Raw genomic sequence first — 19,737 nt, forward strand, 5'->3', positions numbered from 1 at the left:
GGTCAGTCCTTGACCGCTGAGGCGTCTGATACACCGCTGGCCAAAGCGGCAATCACGTTCTGACTGGTCATGTGTACCAGCGCATTGTCGTCCTTGCGCACGGCCACCCCGTTGTCGTGTGAGGCCAGATAGGGCAGCAGATCGGCCACATTGGTTGAGGCCGGAACCTCTTTGATCCCGCTCGGCGGGACGTTGTCCGAAGCCACATCGCCCGCCGTCAGGATCAGCTCCCACGGGACGTCATTGGTGAATTCACGCACATAATCGTCGACGGGGTTCAGGATCAGATCGACTGGGCGCCCGATCTGAACCACTGCGCCATCCTTCATGATTGCCATTCGATCGGCAATGCGCAGCGCTTCAAGAAAATCATGGGTTATGAAGACGATAGACTTGTGCAGCTCTTGCTGTAGCCGCAGAAACTCGTCCTGCATCTGGCGTCGGATCAATGGGTCCAGCGCGCTGAAGGGTTCGTCCAGAAACCAGACCTCTGGTTCTACAGCCAGCGACCGTGCAATGCCGACACGCTGTTGCTGCCCGCCCGACAATTGGCTGGGAAAGCTGCTTTCGCGCCCTTCTAGGCCGACCAATGAGATCACGCGCTCGGCGCGCTCCAGACGCTCTTTGTCGTCCAACCCTTGCAACTTCAGGGGAAAGGCCACGTTTTCCAGAACGTTCAGGTGCGGCATCAGGCCAAAGCTTTGGAACACCATCCCCATCTTGTGACGGCGAATGTCTATCAGTTCCTTCGCCGAGACCTTCAGCAGATCCTCACCATCCAGCAATATTTCCCCGGCGGTGGGTTCGACCAGACGGGACAGGCAGCGCACAATGGTGGACTTACCCGAACCTGAAAGCCCCATGATCACAAAAATCTCGCCCGGCATGACATCAAAGCTGACATCGGTCGAGGCGACAATGCCGCCGTCATCGCGAATGTGTTGAGCCAGGGCCTTAGCCTCGCTTGGGTCCTGACCTGCCACACCGATGTTGCGCAGATGTTGATCCGCCCCTTTACCGTAAAGTTTCCAAACATGTTTGCAGGACAGTTTCGGGGTGCTGGTTGGGGAAGATGCAGTCATTTTAGCAGCCTTACAAAGGGTGGAGCGCATATGTCGCGCTCCACCATGGTCAGAGACGGGTTACTGTTTTGCCGCTGCAACCCAGGGCTGCCACACGTCTTCGTTTGCGCCCATCCACTCGGCCACGACTTCTTTGACTTCGCGCCCGTTCTGATCCACTTCCAGGATCAGTACGTTCTGTACGTCGTTGGTCAGGTTCATTTGCTCAACCATCTTCATCGCATCCGGATAGGTCGACGCGAAATCTTTCGAGACGATCTTATCGACAGTCGCCTGCTGGAAGCCGCACGCCTCGCCGCGTTTCTGGCTGGCCTCGTCGCAGGTGCCATGCGGCGTGTCCCATTCGACCCAGTTCACATCGGTCTCGGCAAAGACCCAGTGCGGCTGCCACATCATCATCAGGATAGGCTGCTCGGCGGCCACGGCGCTTTTCAGTTCGGCCAGCATCGCTCCTTCGGAACCGCCCGGAACCGGCTTGAACGGCAGATCGATCAGCTCAACCAGATCGGCTGACCGGGTTCCCCAGTCTGCCGGGTAGGTGATCAGACGACCATCCGGGAAGGTATCTGCGGCGGCAAAAGCCTGCGCGCAGTCATACAGCGCCTCATAGGCCGGTAGGCCAGGGCATTTTTCGGCCATGTATGGCGGATAAATCCAGCCTTCCTGCGGCTCAAGCCCCAGGCCGCCAACGACAATGATATCCCCGGCCTCAACGGCCTTGGGGTAGATGTCGCCGACATTGTTGGTCCAAAGTTCCGGCTGATAATGCAGGCTGCCCTCGGCAATGGCGGCCAGCTGCGGCACGGCACCGGCGGTCACGTACTCGACCTCGTGGCCCAGCTGTTCGAACAGCGCCCCTGCAAAATGGGCCGAGATATGCTGACCGGTCCATTCGTTGACAGCAATCTTGATGGGATCGGCCAGAGCAGCGCCCTGGCTTAAAAGCAGTGCGGCTGAAGCCAGCAAAGCAGGCTTCAGAGAGTTTGAAATAGTCATTGTGTGACCTCCGTTGGTGGACTGGCCATTTTGGCCTTTATTGTTTGCTGTATCGAAAAACAGTACAGTTGCAGGTATTTGGCCCAACAGACTGCTTTCTATCAACAGTGTTTTTATTAGCTCTTTCGAATGCGATCTTCACTTGCACCAAGTTGAGCATGAACGCGATCCTAACATGAGAAAACAGACCATCAAGGATTTGCACCGTAAGTAATTGATGCGCAACACGGGTTCGGTTCTTTTGCGCATCACTACACGATAAAGATCTGTACTCTGCTGATGATTGACCAGCCCGACCCAGATACCAATAAGACACGCTTCGGTATTTGTTTTGACCACCAAACCCGATCCACAAATAAAAATTCTTGAATTGTTAAGAAGCCGAAGGTTATTTGACTGCTGTACGTTCGTTTTTTGTTTTTTACGAGTTTTCCATGCCGACAACATTTACCGTCTTTTCCCTTGGCAACCAGCAAATCTGGGACACGGCTGAAGGCAACCAAACCCTTTCAACCGGCGCAGTGAATTCGTCCCTTGGCACCTATGGGTCTGCGGGAAATCCTCTGTTTGACAGTAGACAGACTTTCGCCGAGGCAGGGTCTGGTTTCAGCGGCGGGGATTCTACGGCCTATGATCTGGACAACAACGTCTCGAACGATCAGTTCAGCATCGACGGTGGGTCACCGCAGTCGTTTGATGCAGCAATGCAATTCGATGCTGTCATTACATATACCGATGGCTCGACCGTAAGTATTACAGCTGTTGTTTTTCAAGATACCAACGGCAACACCTATTGGGCACCGGAATTTCAGGATAACGCGGATCAGGACGCGATCGACGCAAGCGCGATCGAGTCGATTCAATTGGTCTCGCCGATCTATGCGAACGGCTTCAATACCGGATACTCGCTGTTCGGGGAAAGGGCCGATTCCGATCCGTTGTGTTTTGTGCGGGGGGCGTTGATTGCCTGCCCGGACGGGCCCAGGCCCATCGAGTCCCTGAAAGCGGGAGATCAGGTGCTGACCATGGATAGCGGCGCACAACCAATTCGTTGGATCGGTCGACGTACGATGGCGGCTATTGGAAAATTCGCACCCATCCGAATCCGCGCGGGTGTTTTGGGCGCCGAGGACACATTCGAGGTCAGCCCGCAACATCGCCTTCTGTTACAAGGCGCCGACATCGAGTTGCAGTTTGCCAGCCCACAGGTTTTGGCAGCAGCAAAGTATCTGGTTGACGGTGACGGAATATCTGTGCGCATCGGTGGCGAAGTCGAATATTTCCATCTGCTTTTTGATGATCACCAGATTGTCTGGGCCAATGGTGTCGCGTCAGAAAGCCTTCTTCTTGGCAAAGCGGGGACAGCCGCGCTGGATGAAGAGGATGTTTCGGAAATCCAGACGTTGTTTCCGGAACTTGATTTGCAATCAGGGCGGGGTCTTGAGGCTGCGCGCCCGGTTTTGAGATCTTATGAGGCGTCGTTGATGACCGCGGGGCGTTCAACGGAAAATCCAGGTGCCCTTAGAAAGATTGCTTGAGGCGGCGGAATAATTTCCTGTTTTAGAATGGCACGGATCGGGGAATTTAAGCCTCTGCGTCTTGCGGATCAGGATTAAAACCTCAGAAATATCTCTCAATTTTAGGCGTGTAGAGAAGTTAGAGCGCGAACGTGCGATATCTCGCAAATGCCTGGCTATGCGCAACAAGGTGATCCATCGCCTTTTTGGCAGTCGCGGTGTTGGTCGAGTGACCATTATTAGAGAGCTTTCCGCAAGAAACGGGTCGCGGTGTTGGGGGCGCGCGGACTAGTTTTTTGGGAGAAGCATTAACGAGGAACAGGCAACAAATGACTCCGCAGCCCATGCCATCGATGGATTTGAAGGCCACTGCCATGCTGCTGTTGCTTGCGGCCGTTTGGGGCGGTTCGTTTTTCTTCGGCGAGGTTGCCCTGACCGAAGTGCCGCCACTGACAATTACGCTGCACAGGGTGATCTGGGCGGTTCCTATTCTTGCCCTGATCGTCATAATCGAAGGATTGAGCGTGCCACGCACCCCTCAGATATGGGGCGCTTATCTTGTTATGGGCGCGCTCAACAATGCCATCCCATTCTCGCTGATCTTCTGGGGGCAAACGCAGATCGACAGTGGACTTGCGTCAATTTTAAACGCAACGACGGCAATGTTCGCAGCAGTTGTGGCTGGTTTGCTTCTCAAGGATGAGCCGTTGACGCCAAAGAAGATAGCAGGTGCTGCGCTAGGTATTTTGGGTGTGGCCTTTATCATGGGGCCAAGTGCGTTGACTGAGTTCAATCCCAGCAACCTGGCACAGTTGGCTATCCTTGGGGCCACACTTTCCTATGCTTTTGCCGGCGTCTGGGGCAGAACTGCCCTTTCAGGCCAACCGCCGCTTGTGAATGCGCTCGGTATGCTGATTGGCAGCACCGTGCTTATGATCCCAATTGTTCTTGTGATGGATGGCGCCCCCAATTTTGCTTTGTCTTTAGGCGTTTGGTCTGCGCTTCTTGGGATGGCCGCGTTGTCAACGGCATTGGCCTATGTTCTTTACTTTGCAATTCTTGCGCGTGCGGGTGCGGCCAATCTTCTTTTGGTGACGCTGCTGATCCCACCGTTTGCTATCGGTCTTGGCGTGACATTCCTTGGTGAGAGGATGGAGCCGAGCGCGTGGATTGGGTTCGCCATCATTGCTTTGGGCTTTGCCGTGACCGACGGTCGACTCTTTTTCACGCATCGCTAAAGGCAAGCCCAGACAAGCGGAATGAGACGCATCTTTGAATTTCACCGCATAATGGCAGGCGCGAGAAACACGAAGTTCGAATATGGATAACTTCTACATGGAATGAGGGAAGTTTCAGTGCAACAGGACACTAAGCAACATGGAAACTGCCCAGTGGCTTTCAAACAATAGCACTCACTTTCCGACTATTTCGTGAAACCGGTGTACTCACCGGCACCAACTTGGGCGGTCGTGGTATGGACGAGGTTCGGTGGCTTGCTCCTGTTTTCCCGGACGACACGCTCTGCGCTCGTAATACGGTCGAAGCGCTTACGCCGTCTCGTTCCAAACCCGACCGAGGAACGGTACGGTTTCGCTATCGGACATTTAATCAGGATGATGTCGAAGTGCTGAACTTGGTCATGCATCACGTGATGGTGCGGCGGGAATAAATCGGTTCATCTACGTATTGCCAGAGTTAGGTTCTGAGCCTTTAGCAAATCGCGAAACGCACATTCCGGGCGTTCTAAACCAGCTGACATTGGTGATTTTGGATCGAAAACAGCGCCCTTCTTCACACCGGCAACCTTCAATTTTAAGTTTCAGCCAAAATCTTTCAGAAAGAAATCCTTGCTCCTCCGATAGTTTCAATAAGCGGGGTTAGATGAGATTTGTAGTTTAGCCATTTTTCCTTTGAGGACTTGTACAGCGGCTGGCGCACTTGCTGAACACTGGCGGTACGAACTCGCCGCGCATCTTTGTGAAATTCAAGACAGCGATCATCCCATTCAAGACCACAAAAGGCGATCAGGCGACGCGCTTCAAACTCAATGTTCTCGACCAGGTTTTCATAGTGAACGGTGTGAAAACTGCCCGACGGAAGGATATCATTCCAGTGTTGCATGACGCGAACATAGGCGTTGAAGTACCGGCCAAGCTCGACCTGGTCATAGCTGTGATACTGGCTGCGCTGAAAAACCCGTGTGAAACAGGACAGGCACGTATCCATTGGATTGCGCGCGACATGCACGATCCGTGCGTTGGGCATGATCGCATGTATCAGACCAACCATCAGAAAATTCGCAGGCATCTTATCGACGATAAACGGTTTACCAGGCGCGTGCGCGTCAAGCTGCTGGATATATTGTTGGGCGCGTTTCGAAATCTCGTGATCCGGCAGAGCGGCGATCAGACTGCCCGTCTTCTTGTTTCCACCGCGCAGCTGATCGGTAAACAGCTTGTGCATATAGCTCAACTCTCCGGCCCCAAAAACGTAGGGGTGGCTGGCGAGGATCGACTCGGTCAGCGTGGTTCCAGATCGGGGCATACCAACAACAAAGATCGGCTGGCTGCTATCTACAGAATTTTGGCGGAGCTTTTGGACCAGCTCTGGCGTAAACATCGAAATCAGATCGTCGGCGGTTTCCTCGATCTGGTCCGCGTCAAAATCGATAATGCTGCGCTTTAGCGCGGCCCCTTTTGCAAAATGCTCAAAAGCGCTGTCGTAGCGCTTGAGGTCCTCATAGCATTTCCCCAAAGCGTAGTGATACGAAACCGATTGTTCGGGCGGCAACTTGTCGACCCCGGGCAACGCGGCCACAAGAGCCTGAAAATCAGGGTTGTCTTCGGCAACCTTGTCCAACCTGACCAACGCGATCTGCGCATTCAGACGCGCCTTGTCCCTTTCAGCCGCATTGTTGAACCAACTGCGGGCGGCGTCAAAGTTACCGCGCTCCATCTCCAGATGCCCCAATGCGATCATCGTGGCCGAAAAATCTGGTTTTAGTTCAAGGGTCTTTTCGTAGTTGGCAAAACCAGCCTCAAGGTCGCCAAGGTGCGATTTGCAGACGGCGATATAGTGATACGCAGGTGCGTGGCTGGGGTCTAAACGCTGCGCTTTTTCAGCCTCGACAAGGGCAAGTTCATGCAGGTTTTTCTCGGTCAGAACCTGTGCAAGCCCGACATAGGATTCGGGCTTCTTCTCATCCAGCGAAATTGCATTCCGAAAACAGCGTTCGGCTTCGTCCCATTGGCACTGCAAAACGTGTAACCGTCCCCGATTGCGATGCAGCTCTGCGGAAACATGTCCCTTGCCAAGGTAATCATCTGCCAGCTCTGTGGCCTCTTCCGACTGTTCAGCTTCGATCAATACGGAAATGAGGTTGTTGACACTCTCCAGATAGCCCGGGCGCAGGTCCAGCACCCGGCGATAGAATGAAATTGCCCCTTCTCTGTCCTCGTTGTCGCGCGCGATCGATCCCAGATTATTCAACGCCGCAATCAGATCGGGGTTTAGGGCCAACGCTCTTTTCTGACAGGCTTCGGCTTCGAACAGTTCACCCATATCATAATAGGCCAACCCAAGGTTTGAATGCGCATTTGCAACTCCCGGAGCAAGCTGAACCGCACGTTTACCGACCTTGAGTGCTTCTTCAGGTTTTCCGTTCGTGCGCAATACCTCGGTAAAATTTGACAGGAACCCGGCATTGTCTGGCTGCAATCGGATCGCTTCGCGCATGGCATTTTCGGCAGGCCCGGTCTGACCGGTTTGAAACGCAATTACGCCAAGCAGTTGATGCGCAGGGGCATATTCGGGCGCCGCCTTGAGGACTTGGTTCAGAACCTTGACAGCTTTGTTCAATTGCCCTGTTTCAAATGCCTGAACACCTTGGTTATAGGCCTCTCCGATAGACAAAGTCTGGTTTTTTGGCATTCAAGTAGCTCCGGGCTGGCGCATGATAGCAACCTGATACCAAGCGCCGTCAAATTGCCACATTGTGTTGCAGTTTTCCTACGAATTTCCAACAGCAATAGATCATCTTATGCAATGCAAAATTGGTGGATTGCATATATGTTAACGACTTTTTAACAGTTCATAAGCGGAGCCGATCGCGAATACGCGGCAAGCTTCGACAAAAAAGACAAAAAAATCTAACGGGATAGTAAATGTCTAAAAATGGGTCGGGGGTGAACGCCCCCAAGCTCCGTGGGGGGCGTCTTTTCAAGTGGAAAGGCCAAATTGTGAGTGCGGCTCCTGCCGCGTTGCTGGCACAGGTATCGATGGTTGCACTGACTGCCGGGAACGTACATGCGGATACGATCTCGAATGTGGTGACGACGCCTCAGGTTTTCGCAACCGATGCGGATCACGAAGTGACCGCAAGCGGCGCGATTGAGATTACATCTTCGACGGCCGCCGCCCTGACGATCACTACGGATTACTCAAGCACGTTTACCAATAACGGGTCGATTTCGGTCACTGCCACCGACACGGATACGGCGACGGGCCTGCGCCTGGATGGCGGCCTGCTTGAGGGCGGCGAACTGGTGAATAACGGCTCCATATCGCTGGATATTACGGGCTCAGACCCTCAGGATATTTATGCAGTCCAGGTCAATGGTGATGTCGCCGGTTCGATCGTGAACAACGGCACCATAGAGGTCGATGTGCAATCGACTGATGGGGACATCGAAGCTTGGGGTATCTATGTCGATGGAGACCTTACAGAGACCGGCGAAATCCTGAACACCGGCACGATAAGGGTCGATGGGCTTATCAACACCTCTGCAGGAAGCACCGCATCTATCTACGGTATCGCCGTTGATGGCGACGTTGGCGGCTCCATCCGAAACACGGGTACAATCGATGTACGCGCCAGATCCTTCGCCGACGATTACGCCTATGCCTGGGGCATCTATGTCGAGGATGACCTGCTAGAGACCGGTGAGATTGTGAACTCGGGCACCATAAAATCGGTTGCCATCACCACCGTTGACAGTACTGCCTCTGCATTCGGGATTTTCGTTGATGGCGATGCGTCCGGTGTGATCTTGAACACGGGCACTCTGGACATTTTCGCATCTGCTCCAACAACCTATGAGGCGATCGCCTATGGCATTGCTGTCGATAGTGATCTGTCCGGCCGAATTGAAAACAGCGGTACGATCAAAGTAACTGCCTTGGCGGTTGAATCCGACGCTTCGGCATATGGTATCTTCGTCGATGATGATATGCTGGAAGGCGCAATCATCATCAACAGCGGCACGATCACTGCATTCGCAAGTGCCGATACCGATGATGAGGCCTATGCAGGCGGCTTTTACCTCGAAGATCTGGTTGAAGGCACCGTAATCAACTCGGGTACGATCACCGGGACCGCGCTTTCTCTAAATACCGGTGACGAGGCGACAGCTTCGGGCATGTATATTGGCGATGACGTTTCGGGAACGGTCACCAACTCGGGGACCATGACCTTGCGTGCCGAGGCTGCCGAAGACTCGGCAACTGCCGCAGGATTTTATCTGACAGACAATCTGAGCGGTACCATCACAAACTCGGGCAATATCACGGCCACCGCCATCTCGCGGGATACCGAGGCCGAAGCCTACGGCGTATACGTCGACGAAACCGCAACCGGAGACATCTCGAACTCGGGCAATATCACGGTCACCGCCCAGGGTGGGATGGATGGCGGTGGACTATCGCCGGACCAATCAACGGCAATCGGTATCTACGCCAACGACATGCAGGGATCGTTCTCGAACACCGGACAGATCACTGTTCATGGGACCGGTTCTGCCGGGACACGTGCTGCCGGTATCCAATTCGACAACTTTGACGGCACGATCGACGGCCTAGGAACCATCCGGGTTTCCGGCAATGACGAGGTTTATGCCGTTTATCTCGGGACGGGTTCGGGCACGCTTAACGCTGACACCAATGATGATGTCGACGGCGTCATACGAGTCGACGCGCACAACGTAAATCTCGACGCGCAGGGCGGCAGCGCTGTGTTCAATTTTGAAGACGCCACGCCCGGAGCGGGTGTTTTCACGACCACCGTGTCCGAAGAGGGCTCTGCCTGGTTCGTGCAGGATGAGGGCGGAGCAGCACCGGTATATGCCGCTGTAGATGCTGATGATTTTGCGGTTTCAGGCGACGTCGTCGCCTTTTACGGCAGCGTCGTAGGCAGCAGTGGCAACGCGCTGAACTATGCACCGTCAGAGCAAGTTGCGCAGGGGTTCACCTTTGCGGGCTTCAGGCCATTTGCGATGATCGACGCACAGTATCGAGAGTTCGACCCTGAAACCGGCAGCGATCTGGACGTATCGCTTTTCAGCGGCAGCGCCGGGATTACCGGTCAAATGGACAACGGCATTGCGTTGGCTGTTGGCATGGGCGTGTTCTCGGCGGACGGAGATAACGAGTCCGCGGACTTTGACACGACCGGCTTTTATCTTGACGCCGCCGTGGGTCGACAGATTGGTGCCTATACGCTTGAAGCTGGGTTTGGCTATGGTTGGCTCTCGACAGACCGTACCCGTCAAATCAATGGCAGCGATGATGCTCATGCCGATTATGACAGCAGGCTGTTGACAGCGCATATCGCGGTCGAACGCGGGTTCGACGTCAGTGGTGATTTCGGGCTGCTCGGATTTGCGAACGCGCGCTATACCAACCAGAAGGACGATGGCTACACCGAAACACGCTCAAGCGCCAACGCCACGGTCGGAGATGTCACCACCGAAGTCATCGAAGCCCAACTGGGTGTAGAGGCTGAAAAGCAGTTCGGTAATGGCGGTATCCTAAGCGGGCAGCTCAGCGGTGTTCTGCGGCGCGATCTGGGAACAACAGATGCTGATGTGACCGTATTCTCATCGACTCAGTCGCTGATCTTTGCATCTACCGACTTCACCGGCGCTCGTGTCGCGGTTGGCTACGAGCAAGATATTGTTGAGGACATTCAGCTTGAACTGAATGCCGAACAGGAAATCGGCAGCGACGCCCAGGGCCCCTTCCTTCGGGCGGGACTTCGCTGGTCGTTCTAAATAAAAAATCTCCGCGGCACCCGGGACGGTGCCGCGGAATTTCAATTGGTCGAACTCACGCATTGCGGATAGAGCATCATTCGCTTCAACTGCTTCGACACAAGTCACTTAGCCTTCTGCATCCCATCTCAATTCTTTGGCAGGAACTACTGCGCTTCCCATGATCTTTATGAATGCAGCCTCTATGTCCTTTTTATGCTTGTCACGAAATCCCAAGTTCGAATCCGGACCAATTTCTTCTGCCAACATCACCCATTCAGAAAATTCACTTGCAGCTACGTTCCCATATTCATGAATGAAATGCGTTACATGCATCGGTTTCCCATCAACGACACCTCCACAATAGCCATAGCGGACGCAGACGAAATCCATCAGTTCATCAAAACGATTTTGGAGCATTTAGCATTCGACACGCTAGAGCTGTCGTGTGGCGCTAGATGAGCGCAGATTAATTTGTGTAGCTTGTCAAAATCGCAGAGAACCGCTGAACGTAAAGGGCCGTTTTCCCAGGCTGTGTTGCAAAGTACGGGCTCGAACCGAACATTCGCTGCGCCGATCATATATGACCGCTCCCCTGCTCGCACAATGTCAGCGAGAACAGCGATGAATACCTACAACAAATTCTGGGAATAGGTTCAATGGTCAGGAACTGGCCCTGATGTTCCCCGTGCAACCAAGGTCGCGGAATGCTCAAATTGACGGACTGGCAGTTCGGGTGTTCGCATTCGGTCCAGAAGGATTTCAGCCAATCGCGTGCCTAGTTTCTTTGGGTTGATTGCCATGGTTGAAAGGCCCGGCGTCGAAACGGCCGCGTCTTCGATATCGTCGAACCCCACGACCGAAAAATCATGTCCGGGCTTCAAGTTGGATCGGATCAAGCCAAAGCAGGCTCCAAGGGCAACGACATCCCCATTGCAAACGATGCCCGTCACCTCGGGGTGTTGGTGGCGAGGCGCGGCGATTGCTTCCACGCCCGAGCGCATTGTTTCCTCACATGGCCAAACAATCGGGCGCACGCCGTCCAATTTATCAAGGGCGCTAAGGTAGCCGGCAATGCCTTCCTCGCGCACCAAGGTTTGTTCGATGCTACCAAAATAAGCGATGTGCTTGTGCCCAAAATCAGTCAAATGCTGGGTCGAACGCACCGCCGGGCTGATGCATATTGAGCAACTTCAAAAACGCTATTCGGGTGAGCTGTCCGGCGATCAACGCCAACGTATTGCGATTGCCCTCGCATTGGCGATGGAGCCGGATGTGATTCTCATGGACGAACCCCTGTCGAACCTCGACGCGCTGTTGCGGATGGAAATGCGTGCCGAGTTGAAGGGGGTTCTGGCCGAAAGCAAAACCGCCGCCACTTACGTGACTCACGATCAGGTCGAGGCCATGTCCATGGCTGACCGGATCAGTGTCATACATCAGGGCAAAATTGTTCAGGCAGCCTCACCCATCGAGGTATATCGGGATCCAGCGGCCGAGTTTGTGGCCAGTTTCATCGGCGATCCGCCAATGAATTTCCTTCCGGCTGAGTCTTCGGGCTCTGGTCGCTGGACAGTTGCAGGGCAAAGCCTTGAGGGTCCAGCCAGCGGCAAAAACCTGAAATGGGCCATTCGCCCGGAAGATTTGCGCGTTTCGGATCAGGGCCTTGGCACGGGCCAAGATTGTGGAACCAATGGGCCCACATATGCTGGTGACGTGTGACGTGTGACGTGTGACGTGGAAGGGCACCAGTTCCGCGCGGTACTGGACAGTGAGCTTAGAGTGAAGCCCGGCGACGTTCTCACCCTGGCGCAGCAAGAAGGCCAGGGACGCTGGTTTAGCTATTATGTTCTGGATGTCAGGCTACGATCCGATCTGGATCGGTTCATTCTTTGCGACGTTCACCATGCCGTTCTTCCTGATGGTGCTGGCCGGAGCGTTGGTCATTTCCCGAACCTCGAAGAACCTGCCGGTGATCCAACTTATCAACCTGTCTGCCGTAGCTTGGGTAGTCTACCAAATTTCCGCGCGCGGCGGTTTCACGACCCCAAGTGAATACGTTGCCGTAGGACTGGCCTTGTTTGGCGCGATTACCATGCAATTGTACATCCACATCTTCTCGAACTATGGCCGCAAGCCGAGCGTTGCCATTGTGAAATGGTCAAGCATTATCTGAATTGCCGCTGCAACGGCTGGACGAAACGCACACGACCTCCGCGTCCTTTACAGGCGAACAAACACTGCTGGTTTTTTTCGCGCCAACTGGTGCCCTTTCTGCATAAACCAGCTCAAAGAGGTGAAGGCAAAGGCGGGTGTGAAGGTAAAGTTCATCTCTAACCAAGGCATCAAGAATTCCGAGAAACTAGCAAAGAATCTGATGTTACCGGCCCATTTCGAGATCCTTCAGGACAACGGATTGGCCGCCGCCAAGACCCTGGGCATCGAAGATTTGGGTGGAGCACCGTCTGAGATGCCCGGTTACCCTAGCGATAGTGTCAAAGCGACTGTCATCGCACTGGATGAAGTTGGCTCAGTGATCTCCGGCGATGAGACGGACAACTATCGCATTCGCCCTCATCCCGACACGTTCCTGCACGTCTTCGAACCGCGCGGCAGCGTTCAGGCCTTCTCGGCGGCATAAGTGTCGCAACGAACAAAGCAACGCGCGCCTGCGCGGTGCTGCTGCCCAACCAGACATTAGGATTGGACAGTTTCTTCAGGACAGTGGTGATACGCAAACAATCAGAAAAAGTGGTGCGGGTGGAGGGACTTGAACCCCCACGCCTTGCGGCGCCAGAACCTAAATCTGGTGCGTCTACCAATTTCGCCACACCCGCACGACCGGCCTTGAGCGCCGGATTGACGTGCTCAATAACAAAGGCTGCGACCGAGTGCGAGAGGGAAATTGGCTTTTGGCAAAGATTATTGCCCCCTTATTGGCGACAATCTTGGCGAGGCTGATCGTCATACCCGGCGCGCAGAATCCAAGCCTCTGAGGGTTCGTGAGCAGACTGAATCGGGCCAATAGTCTCAATTTATTGAATGTTTGGAACTTAGATCTCTGGCGAAAATCAGTACGACAGCATTTGATCCCTCAATTGGTCGTCCTACCAATAGTTGACGATTCATGCACATTAAAGATGGCCGAAAAATTACACTCGCTTACGTTGAGTTATCTGATTGAAAGACGGGCGCACCTAACACGGTTGCTTCGATCATCGCATCGGGAGGGTCGGAAAACCGGCTCGTAGATAAAATCTCTCTTCTAATTTATATTGTTATAAAACAATATATTACCCGCCACTCCCTCAAGATAGTTTATCCTACAATCAACGCCTTGCTCAGCTATGGCGCCTTGATCCTTCAGTGTCGAAATTCTTCCCACTCGGCCATGAGTTGAGCGATTGTAGGGGCTGTGACCATATTTGCGCCACAATTCAAACGCCAAAAAATCTTATTCGCGTCAAAATAACACCGCCTTGCCAACAATTATGGAGAGCGGGAATTAATGAGTCTTTTTGCCTTCGGGCAAGTACGAGTTTCTTTTTTGCTCAACTCGAACACGAGGATCTTAACCGTGACCAATATGATGAACGCTGCTTCTGCCGAGCAAGACGCCATTGGTCTTGCCCGTGAAAGTTTTCTTGGTGAACTGAAGTCCTTGAACCGGAATCATCCGAACACAGGCTTCGGCGTGTCATTGCGTACGCATTCGGGGGGTCACTACCTGTTGGCCAACTCGCGCATGCCGTTGCCCCGAACGAAATCAAAGAGTTTTCCGACCGGGCGTCGCCTGGCTCTGCTGGAAAACAGTGAACAGTTCAGCGAGATCGAAGTGCTTGCCGATTCTCAAGCTTATGAAACGATCTCACCCGGTGACGAGGCCGATATTCTGGGCACCGCGCTGAATCTGATTGCTCGTATCGACATCATGACCAGCTCTCATGACGGTCAGGACCACAATCCCATTGCTGCCACTGGAACCGGAGGCTGACCATGGCCCGAAACGACCATCTTCTGTCCGTAGGAAATGAGGCGCTGACGCCGATGACTTCGGCCATGACTGCCCTGTCTACGCAGATCGACCAATTGACAGAGGTGGCAGATGCGCGATCCTCGGCGCGGCTTGCAACGCTAAAGACGAAGATGGAGAATTTTACGGCCAGTGTGACACTGGTTGGGCAGGTCAAGGCTGGCAAATCCTCGATCGTGAACATTCTGGCCGGGCGCCCCGCCCTGCTGCCGTCGGATGTGAACCCGTGGACCTCGGTGGTAACCACGCTGAACATCAACACCCGCACGGAAGGCGACAAAAAAGCCAAGTTCACCTTCTTCGAACAAGAAGAGTGGGACAACCTGATGGTCGGCGGTGGCCGATTGGGAGAACTGGCCAATCGCGCCGGGGCCGATGATGAGATGGAAGATATTCGCCGCCAGATCGGCGAGATGAAGGCCAAATCCGAATCCCGCCTGGGCCAGCATTTTGACCTGATCCTGGGACAAAGCCACCAGTATGACTATTTCGACGACGAACTGATCCAGCGCTATGTCTGTCTGGGCGATGACGAAGACCCGGATATCAACCCCAAGACTGGGCGTTTTGCCGACGTTACCAAATCTGCGGAACTGTTCATGGACATTCCGCAATATCCGATTTCGCTGAAACTCTGCGATACACCCGGCGTGAACGATACGTTTATGGTGCGCGAACAGATCACGCTGCGCAGCCTGCGCGGGTCCGAGGTTTGCGTTGTTGTTCTGGCCGCCAGCCAGGCGCTGACCACCATGGATATGGCGCTGATGCGGATCATCGCACAGTTTGAAAACCGCCAGATCATCCTGTTTGTGAACCGCATCGACGAATTGTCAGATCCGGTCAATCAAGTGCCGGAAATCCGCGACCGCATTCAGGACACGCTGAAACAGAATAATATCGACACGAGCACAAGCGTTGTGTTCGGCAGTGCCCTTTGGGCCGAAGCCGCCCTGACCGGCAATCCCGACATTCTGACAGAAGAGTCGCGGCAAGCCCTGAATACCTTCTATTTGGCAGCAGGGTTTGGTGATCAGGCCCCGTCGCTGGATAAAATCTGGGCATTGTCGGGTCTTCCCGATCTGCTGCTGGCGATGAATGAACGGATCGCTGACGGAGCGGGTACTCGCCTGTTGGATCGCGTCCGGCATCGCGCCCGCAATATCGCCAGCCAGATTCGGGCGACGGCTGTGGCCAAGAACCTGTCCGACGGCCAAGGGATCGTGCGGGATCTGGATGGTGTGACCCCGGAAGAGGCAATCGCCAAGGTTGCTCAGGAATACGATAAGAAGGCTGGGGAACTGACGACCGCCTTGCGCGACAAAGTGCTGGAACGTCTGAAATCGGCCGAGGCGAACTTTGTCAAACGCGCAACGGACTCTTTGATTTCGCATCTCGAACAGAATGGCGAGGAAGGCACTTGGCAATATGACCCGGCGGGTCTGCGTACATTGCAGAAAGCGGCCTATTTCAGCTTTGCCCGTGCGATGCGCAAAGAGGCAGGCGCGCTTTACAGTACCGCCGCGGCGGATGTCGAAGCGCTGTATCAGAAGCTTTTGGGCAACCATCTGGGTGAATTCAGCATCGAAGCCCCAATCGTCCCTCGCGTACCTCCGCCACTGGGCATCGGGCGCACCATTGCGCTGGACCTGCAAAGCACATGGTGGCGTCGCTGGTGGCAACGACGCAAAGGGTTCGAAGCATACGCTGCCGATTATACGCGCCTGATCGCATCCGAGGCGAACTCGATCACCAAGGACCTTGAGGAAAATCAGATCGCGGCGGTTCTGGAAAATGTCCGGGCCGGGTTGTCTGACTTCCTGCGCGAGCAGGCCGAGACCCTGTTGAACATCTCGGCCTCAGCCGAGCAAGACCCAAGCCAGGCCGCGCTTATGGCCGGTATAGCACCCAAGAAATCGCGCGACGATATCCTGGGTGACATCCTGAAAGATCTTAGTAACGAGGCAGCATAAGTAGCGATATGGCAAAAGACACACAAACCCGCTTCGTCTCTCCTAAGGCATGGGAACGCATTGAGCAGTGGTCCCGGCGCAAACCGATCTTTGCGCTGATGGGAGAGTTCAGTGCCGGAAAATCGACGCTGATGAACTTTTTGCTGCGCTCGCACGCGCTGCCAACGCAGGTCACGGCCACGCAACTGCCCCCCGTCTGGTTCAGTTGGGGAAAAGGTTCGGCCTATGTGCAGCGCCATGATGGTAGCCGCGAGAACATTACGCTGGACCAGCTTGATACCGTAGGGGTCAACGACGTTCAGTTCGTTCGCATTTTCCTTGAATCCGACATTCTGGAAGCGGTGGACCTGATCGACACCCCCGGCATTTCCGACCCGAAAATTTCCAGCGATGTCTGGCGTCGCGCGGTCGGGCAAGCCAATGGCGTGCTGTGGTGTACTCATGCCACCCAAGCCTGGCGCGAGACCGAGCGGGCGACATGGGTGTCATTGCCCGAACGGTTGCAGCATAACTCGCTGCTGTTGGTGACCCGCGCAGATGTGTTGGGCCAGAAAGATCGCCAAAAAGTGCTGCGCCGCGTGAACCGCGAAGCCGGTCATCTGTTTAACAGATCAATCCTGTTCTCGGCTCGTGACGCGATCACGGCGCGGGACAAAAGCGGTGACGCCGAACTGTGGGCCCGCAGCGGTGGCGGCAAGATGGTCGACAGCTTCCTCGAAATCACCGAACAGATCATGGACAACCGCGCTGATATGCTGGCGCGTTACCAGATCGACAACAGCCTGTCAGGCGACCTTCGTGTTCAGCCAATTCGCCCCAAGCGAAAGGAAGAACAGGCCGACGAACCGGCGCCGTTGAAACTGGTCGACCCCGTATCCGAATCCGAGGCGGGTGGCGCAGACGAAGTGGTCACCAACTTTCCAATTCGTCCAACGCGTGTCGAGCGCCGCGCCGAGGATACCGACCGGGAAGAACGCATCGATGCGGCCGAGGCCGAGCGCCTGCGCGCCGAAATGGTGGCGGAAAAGCAGGATGCTGAACCCGTCCAGGACGCCCAAGAGGACGAGCTGCGCGCCTTTTTCCGCGACACGCCGGATACCGGCCTGAACCTGTCCGAGCACGTGCGGGGTTTCGACGAGGAAGACTCGTTCGATCTGCTGGATGATGACGAATTGGACGAAGATGACGATATCAACCTGTTGTCTGACCCCGAAGTGGACAGCCCTGCCGAAGAACTGGCCGCTTCGGACCCGATCCTTTCCTCGCCAGAAAGCGAGTTGGCAGACACGTCCGAGCAGAGTGAGAGCGCCGAACAGGCACCGGAAGACCGTCGCGCCGATGTCTCGGTGTCATCAATTACGGCTTTGCTGGCGGAACAGGCGAAAGGCGCAGATGATGAGTATGAGCCCGAGCCCGAATCCAGTGGTCTTGTGGACATGCAAGTTGTGCCGCTGTCCAACGGTGCTGCCCCTGACGAGGCAACCCCGGCCGCAAAAAACGGCGAAAAACTGGAAGACTTGCTGAACGTACCGGCAGGAAAACCGCTGAGCGCGGCGTCCATGTGGCGCGACATCACTGCGGATGAGGATTTGCCGGACGACGCTGAAGGCATGAAAAATGTGTTCGACGCGTTCCTCAAGGAATTCGACCAGATCGCAGCCGAACATTACGCACGTCAGGCCAAGGATTCGATGCATACGGTTCCGAACGCTTCGAAAAACGGCGGGGCGGAATTCCATGTGTTGTGACCCGAAGCGCAGGTAGCAAGCGATGACAATCGAAGCCGCATTGAACACCGCGATGGACACCATACCCGACTGCATTGCAGCCGGGTATGTCGATATGGAAACGGGGATGTTGCTGGCGACCAACACCTTGGACACAGACAGCGCGGACGTTCTGGACACTTTGGCCATTGCCGTGGCTAACCTGTTTCAGGGTCGCGGCGTCAAAGCCTTTGAGGAATTGTTGCGCTCGGCCACAGCAGAAGAGTCGGATAGTCCAGGATTTGGGGAAATCGCGGTGTTTTCGAACGATCGGCTGCACATCTTTCTGCGGACCCGGGAATATCCCGATCACGTGGTCTGCTACATCTGTCACAACAGCGCCAATGTCGGGTTGGCGTTGACCAAATCGCATCTCAGCCTGGGGCCGGTAGCGGCTGCAGTTTAGACCGGACCAGAGGGGGGTCCCGGCATGATGGACACGGACATACTTGATCTGCTCGACGATATCGGTCGCGCATCTGTCGCCCGCCTGAATCCGGCGGTGACCGTACCAGGCGAAACTGCCCAGGCGCGGCGCGAAAAGGTTTTGCGTACCATTCGCGGCACCATCCTGCCCCGTCGGTTGGAATTCACCGCCGCCAACGGCGATTGCCTGGCGATTGAGGTCAACAGCTCTCGGGTGACGGATGTGTTTCGCGTGCAATCCGGTATTGCCCCGGATTTCGAAACGGAATCGCGTGAGGATCTGGCCGTCAAACTGGCGCAGCTGGTCACGGACATCGCCTGTGCTCCTGCTCCGCTTGAGCTTGTTTCCCTGCAACCAGACACGGCGCTTGAGGCGGATGACGTTGGCATAACCTACAGCGAGATCGAAACCGCCTGTGAAAACATAGAAGTGCCGACAGAGCCGGTTATTTCCATTGTTGCGGATGCCGACCCGGACGAAATAGCATCCGTCGATGAAGCTTTGGAAAGCGAAGAAAACGACACTCTTGCGCAGCGTTTCTATGACGGGTCCGAGCGGTTTGCACAGGGGCGTGTTCTGGCAGCCGGGGCCGACGGGGCAGCACTGCAAATGGCAGGTGATTGCCAAGAAAATGGATCATTACACCCCGATTCTGACCTGCTGGCCCGCTTTGCCCGCGATCTTGCTGGTTGGAATGGCGACAGCGCCGCCGTGATGGACCATCCGCAATTGATTGTCATGCGCCCTTCGGGTGGCAAAGACGCCGGGCTGGCAATCCTGAACGATGGTAAAAACCTGGCAATGGCCGTACACGAGGCGCGCAAGCTGGGTGCCGTCGTCAATCTGTGGACCAACCTGAAGAGGCCGGACGGATGATTTCGGCCATAACATTCAATTTTTCGACTAATTCTATCCGTG

16 protein-coding genes and 1 tRNA gene are annotated in these 19,737 nt (G+C 54.9%); 11 read left to right on the forward strand and 6 right to left on the reverse strand.

Annotated elements, in window-relative coordinates; all coding sequences use genetic code 11:
- Window positions 1–2: 2 nt before the first annotated feature.
- Together ACR0B8_RS13780 and ACR0B8_RS13785 are read right to left on the reverse strand one after the other, a co-directional pair.
- Window positions 3–1,082 carry a quaternary amine ABC transporter ATP-binding protein gene (locus ACR0B8_RS13780; RefSeq protein ID WP_170551862.1) on the reverse strand — a complete coding sequence of 360 codons (1,080 nt, stop codon included), beginning with the start codon at window positions 1,080–1,082 and terminating at the stop codon, window positions 3–5.
- A gap of 60 nt (window positions 1,083–1,142) precedes the next feature.
- Complete coding sequence (locus ACR0B8_RS13785; protein WP_170361707.1) at window positions 1,143–2,078, reverse strand: ABC transporter substrate-binding protein; 936 nt, start codon at window positions 2,076–2,078, stop codon at window positions 1,143–1,145.
- Window positions 2,079–2,512: 434 nt separating this feature from the next.
- On the opposite strand from ACR0B8_RS13785, the gene ACR0B8_RS13790 reads away from it, so the two are divergent.
- Window positions 2,513–3,616, forward strand: coding sequence for a Hint domain-containing protein (locus tag ACR0B8_RS13790; protein WP_226689479.1), 1,104 nt, complete (start codon window positions 2,513–2,515; stop codon window positions 3,614–3,616).
- 308 nt (window positions 3,617–3,924) lie between these two features.
- The gene (locus tag ACR0B8_RS13795) at window positions 3,925–4,833 is read left to right on the forward strand and encodes a DMT family transporter (RefSeq protein WP_226689478.1); all 909 of its coding nucleotides are present in this window, start codon (window positions 3,925–3,927) and stop codon (window positions 4,831–4,833) included.
- A gap of 595 nt (window positions 4,834–5,428) precedes the next feature.
- On the opposite strand, the gene ACR0B8_RS13800 is transcribed toward ACR0B8_RS13795, so the two are convergent.
- On the reverse strand, window positions 5,429–7,525 hold the full coding sequence (locus ACR0B8_RS13800) for a tetratricopeptide repeat-containing sulfotransferase family protein (RefSeq protein WP_170361710.1): 2,097 nt from the start codon (window positions 7,523–7,525) through the stop codon (window positions 5,429–5,431).
- Between the two features lie 308 nt (window positions 7,526–7,833).
- Between ACR0B8_RS13800 and ACR0B8_RS13805 the strand changes: the two genes are divergently transcribed.
- The gene (locus ACR0B8_RS13805; protein WP_170361711.1) at window positions 7,834–10,641 is read left to right on the forward strand and encodes an autotransporter outer membrane beta-barrel domain-containing protein; all 2,808 of its coding nucleotides are present in this window, start codon (window positions 7,834–7,836) and stop codon (window positions 10,639–10,641) included.
- A gap of 108 nt (window positions 10,642–10,749) precedes the next feature.
- Here ACR0B8_RS13805 and ACR0B8_RS13810 read toward each other — a convergent pair whose 3' ends face one another.
- The gene (locus ACR0B8_RS13810; RefSeq protein WP_226689475.1) at window positions 10,750–11,040 is read right to left on the reverse strand and encodes a hypothetical protein; all 291 of its coding nucleotides are present in this window, start codon (window positions 11,038–11,040) and stop codon (window positions 10,750–10,752) included.
- A 236-nt stretch (window positions 11,041–11,276) separates the two neighbouring features.
- Complete coding sequence (locus tag ACR0B8_RS13815; RefSeq protein WP_226689474.1) at window positions 11,277–11,786, reverse strand: substrate-binding domain-containing protein; 510 nt, start codon at window positions 11,784–11,786, stop codon at window positions 11,277–11,279.
- A 10-nt stretch (window positions 11,787–11,796) separates the two neighbouring features.
- On the opposite strand from ACR0B8_RS13815, the gene ACR0B8_RS13820 reads away from it, so the two are divergent.
- The 3 genes from ACR0B8_RS13820 (at window position 11,797) to ACR0B8_RS13830 (ending at window position 13,261) form a co-directional block, all read left to right on the forward strand.
- Complete coding sequence (locus ACR0B8_RS13820) at window positions 11,797–12,342, forward strand: ABC transporter ATP-binding protein (protein WP_226689473.1); 546 nt, start codon at window positions 11,797–11,799, stop codon at window positions 12,340–12,342.
- 124 nt (window positions 12,343–12,466) lie between these two features.
- Window positions 12,467–12,796 carry a hypothetical protein gene (locus tag ACR0B8_RS13825; protein ID WP_226689472.1) on the forward strand — a complete coding sequence of 110 codons (330 nt, stop codon included), beginning with the start codon at window positions 12,467–12,469 and terminating at the stop codon, window positions 12,794–12,796.
- Window positions 12,797–12,997: 201 nt separating this feature from the next.
- Complete coding sequence (locus ACR0B8_RS13830) at window positions 12,998–13,261, forward strand: hypothetical protein (protein ID WP_226689471.1); 264 nt, start codon at window positions 12,998–13,000, stop codon at window positions 13,259–13,261.
- Window positions 13,262–13,372: 111 nt separating this feature from the next.
- On the opposite strand, the gene ACR0B8_RS13835 is transcribed toward ACR0B8_RS13830, so the two are convergent.
- Window positions 13,373–13,457: transfer RNA gene (locus ACR0B8_RS13835), tRNA-Leu, on the reverse strand.
- A gap of 671 nt (window positions 13,458–14,128) precedes the next feature.
- On the opposite strand from ACR0B8_RS13835, the gene ACR0B8_RS13840 reads away from it, so the two are divergent.
- From ACR0B8_RS13840 to ACR0B8_RS13860, 5 genes are read left to right on the forward strand one after another with little or no spacing between them, the layout of a single operon-like run.
- The gene (locus ACR0B8_RS13840; RefSeq protein WP_226689470.1) at window positions 14,129–14,614 is read left to right on the forward strand and encodes a hypothetical protein; all 486 of its coding nucleotides are present in this window, start codon (window positions 14,129–14,131) and stop codon (window positions 14,612–14,614) included.
- 2 nt (window positions 14,615–14,616) lie between these two features.
- Entirely contained in the window at window positions 14,617–16,626 is a 2,010-nt protein-coding gene (locus ACR0B8_RS13845) for a dynamin family protein (protein WP_226689469.1), read from the forward strand.
- 8 nt (window positions 16,627–16,634) lie between these two features.
- Window positions 16,635–18,374: a dynamin family protein gene (locus ACR0B8_RS13850; RefSeq protein WP_226689468.1), complete on the forward strand. Its 1,740-nt coding sequence runs from the start codon at window positions 16,635–16,637 to the stop codon at window positions 18,372–18,374.
- Between the two features lie 22 nt (window positions 18,375–18,396).
- The gene (locus tag ACR0B8_RS13855; RefSeq protein WP_170349886.1) at window positions 18,397–18,798 is read left to right on the forward strand and encodes a hypothetical protein; all 402 of its coding nucleotides are present in this window, start codon (window positions 18,397–18,399) and stop codon (window positions 18,796–18,798) included.
- Window positions 18,799–18,822: 24 nt separating this feature from the next.
- Window positions 18,823–19,695, forward strand: a complete 873-nt coding sequence (locus ACR0B8_RS13860) for a hypothetical protein (protein ID WP_226689467.1) — start codon at window positions 18,823–18,825, stop codon at window positions 19,693–19,695.
- Window positions 19,696–19,737: the final 42 nt, after the last annotated feature.

It is taken from the genome of Ruegeria sp. BH6 (genome assembly GCF_056538105.1).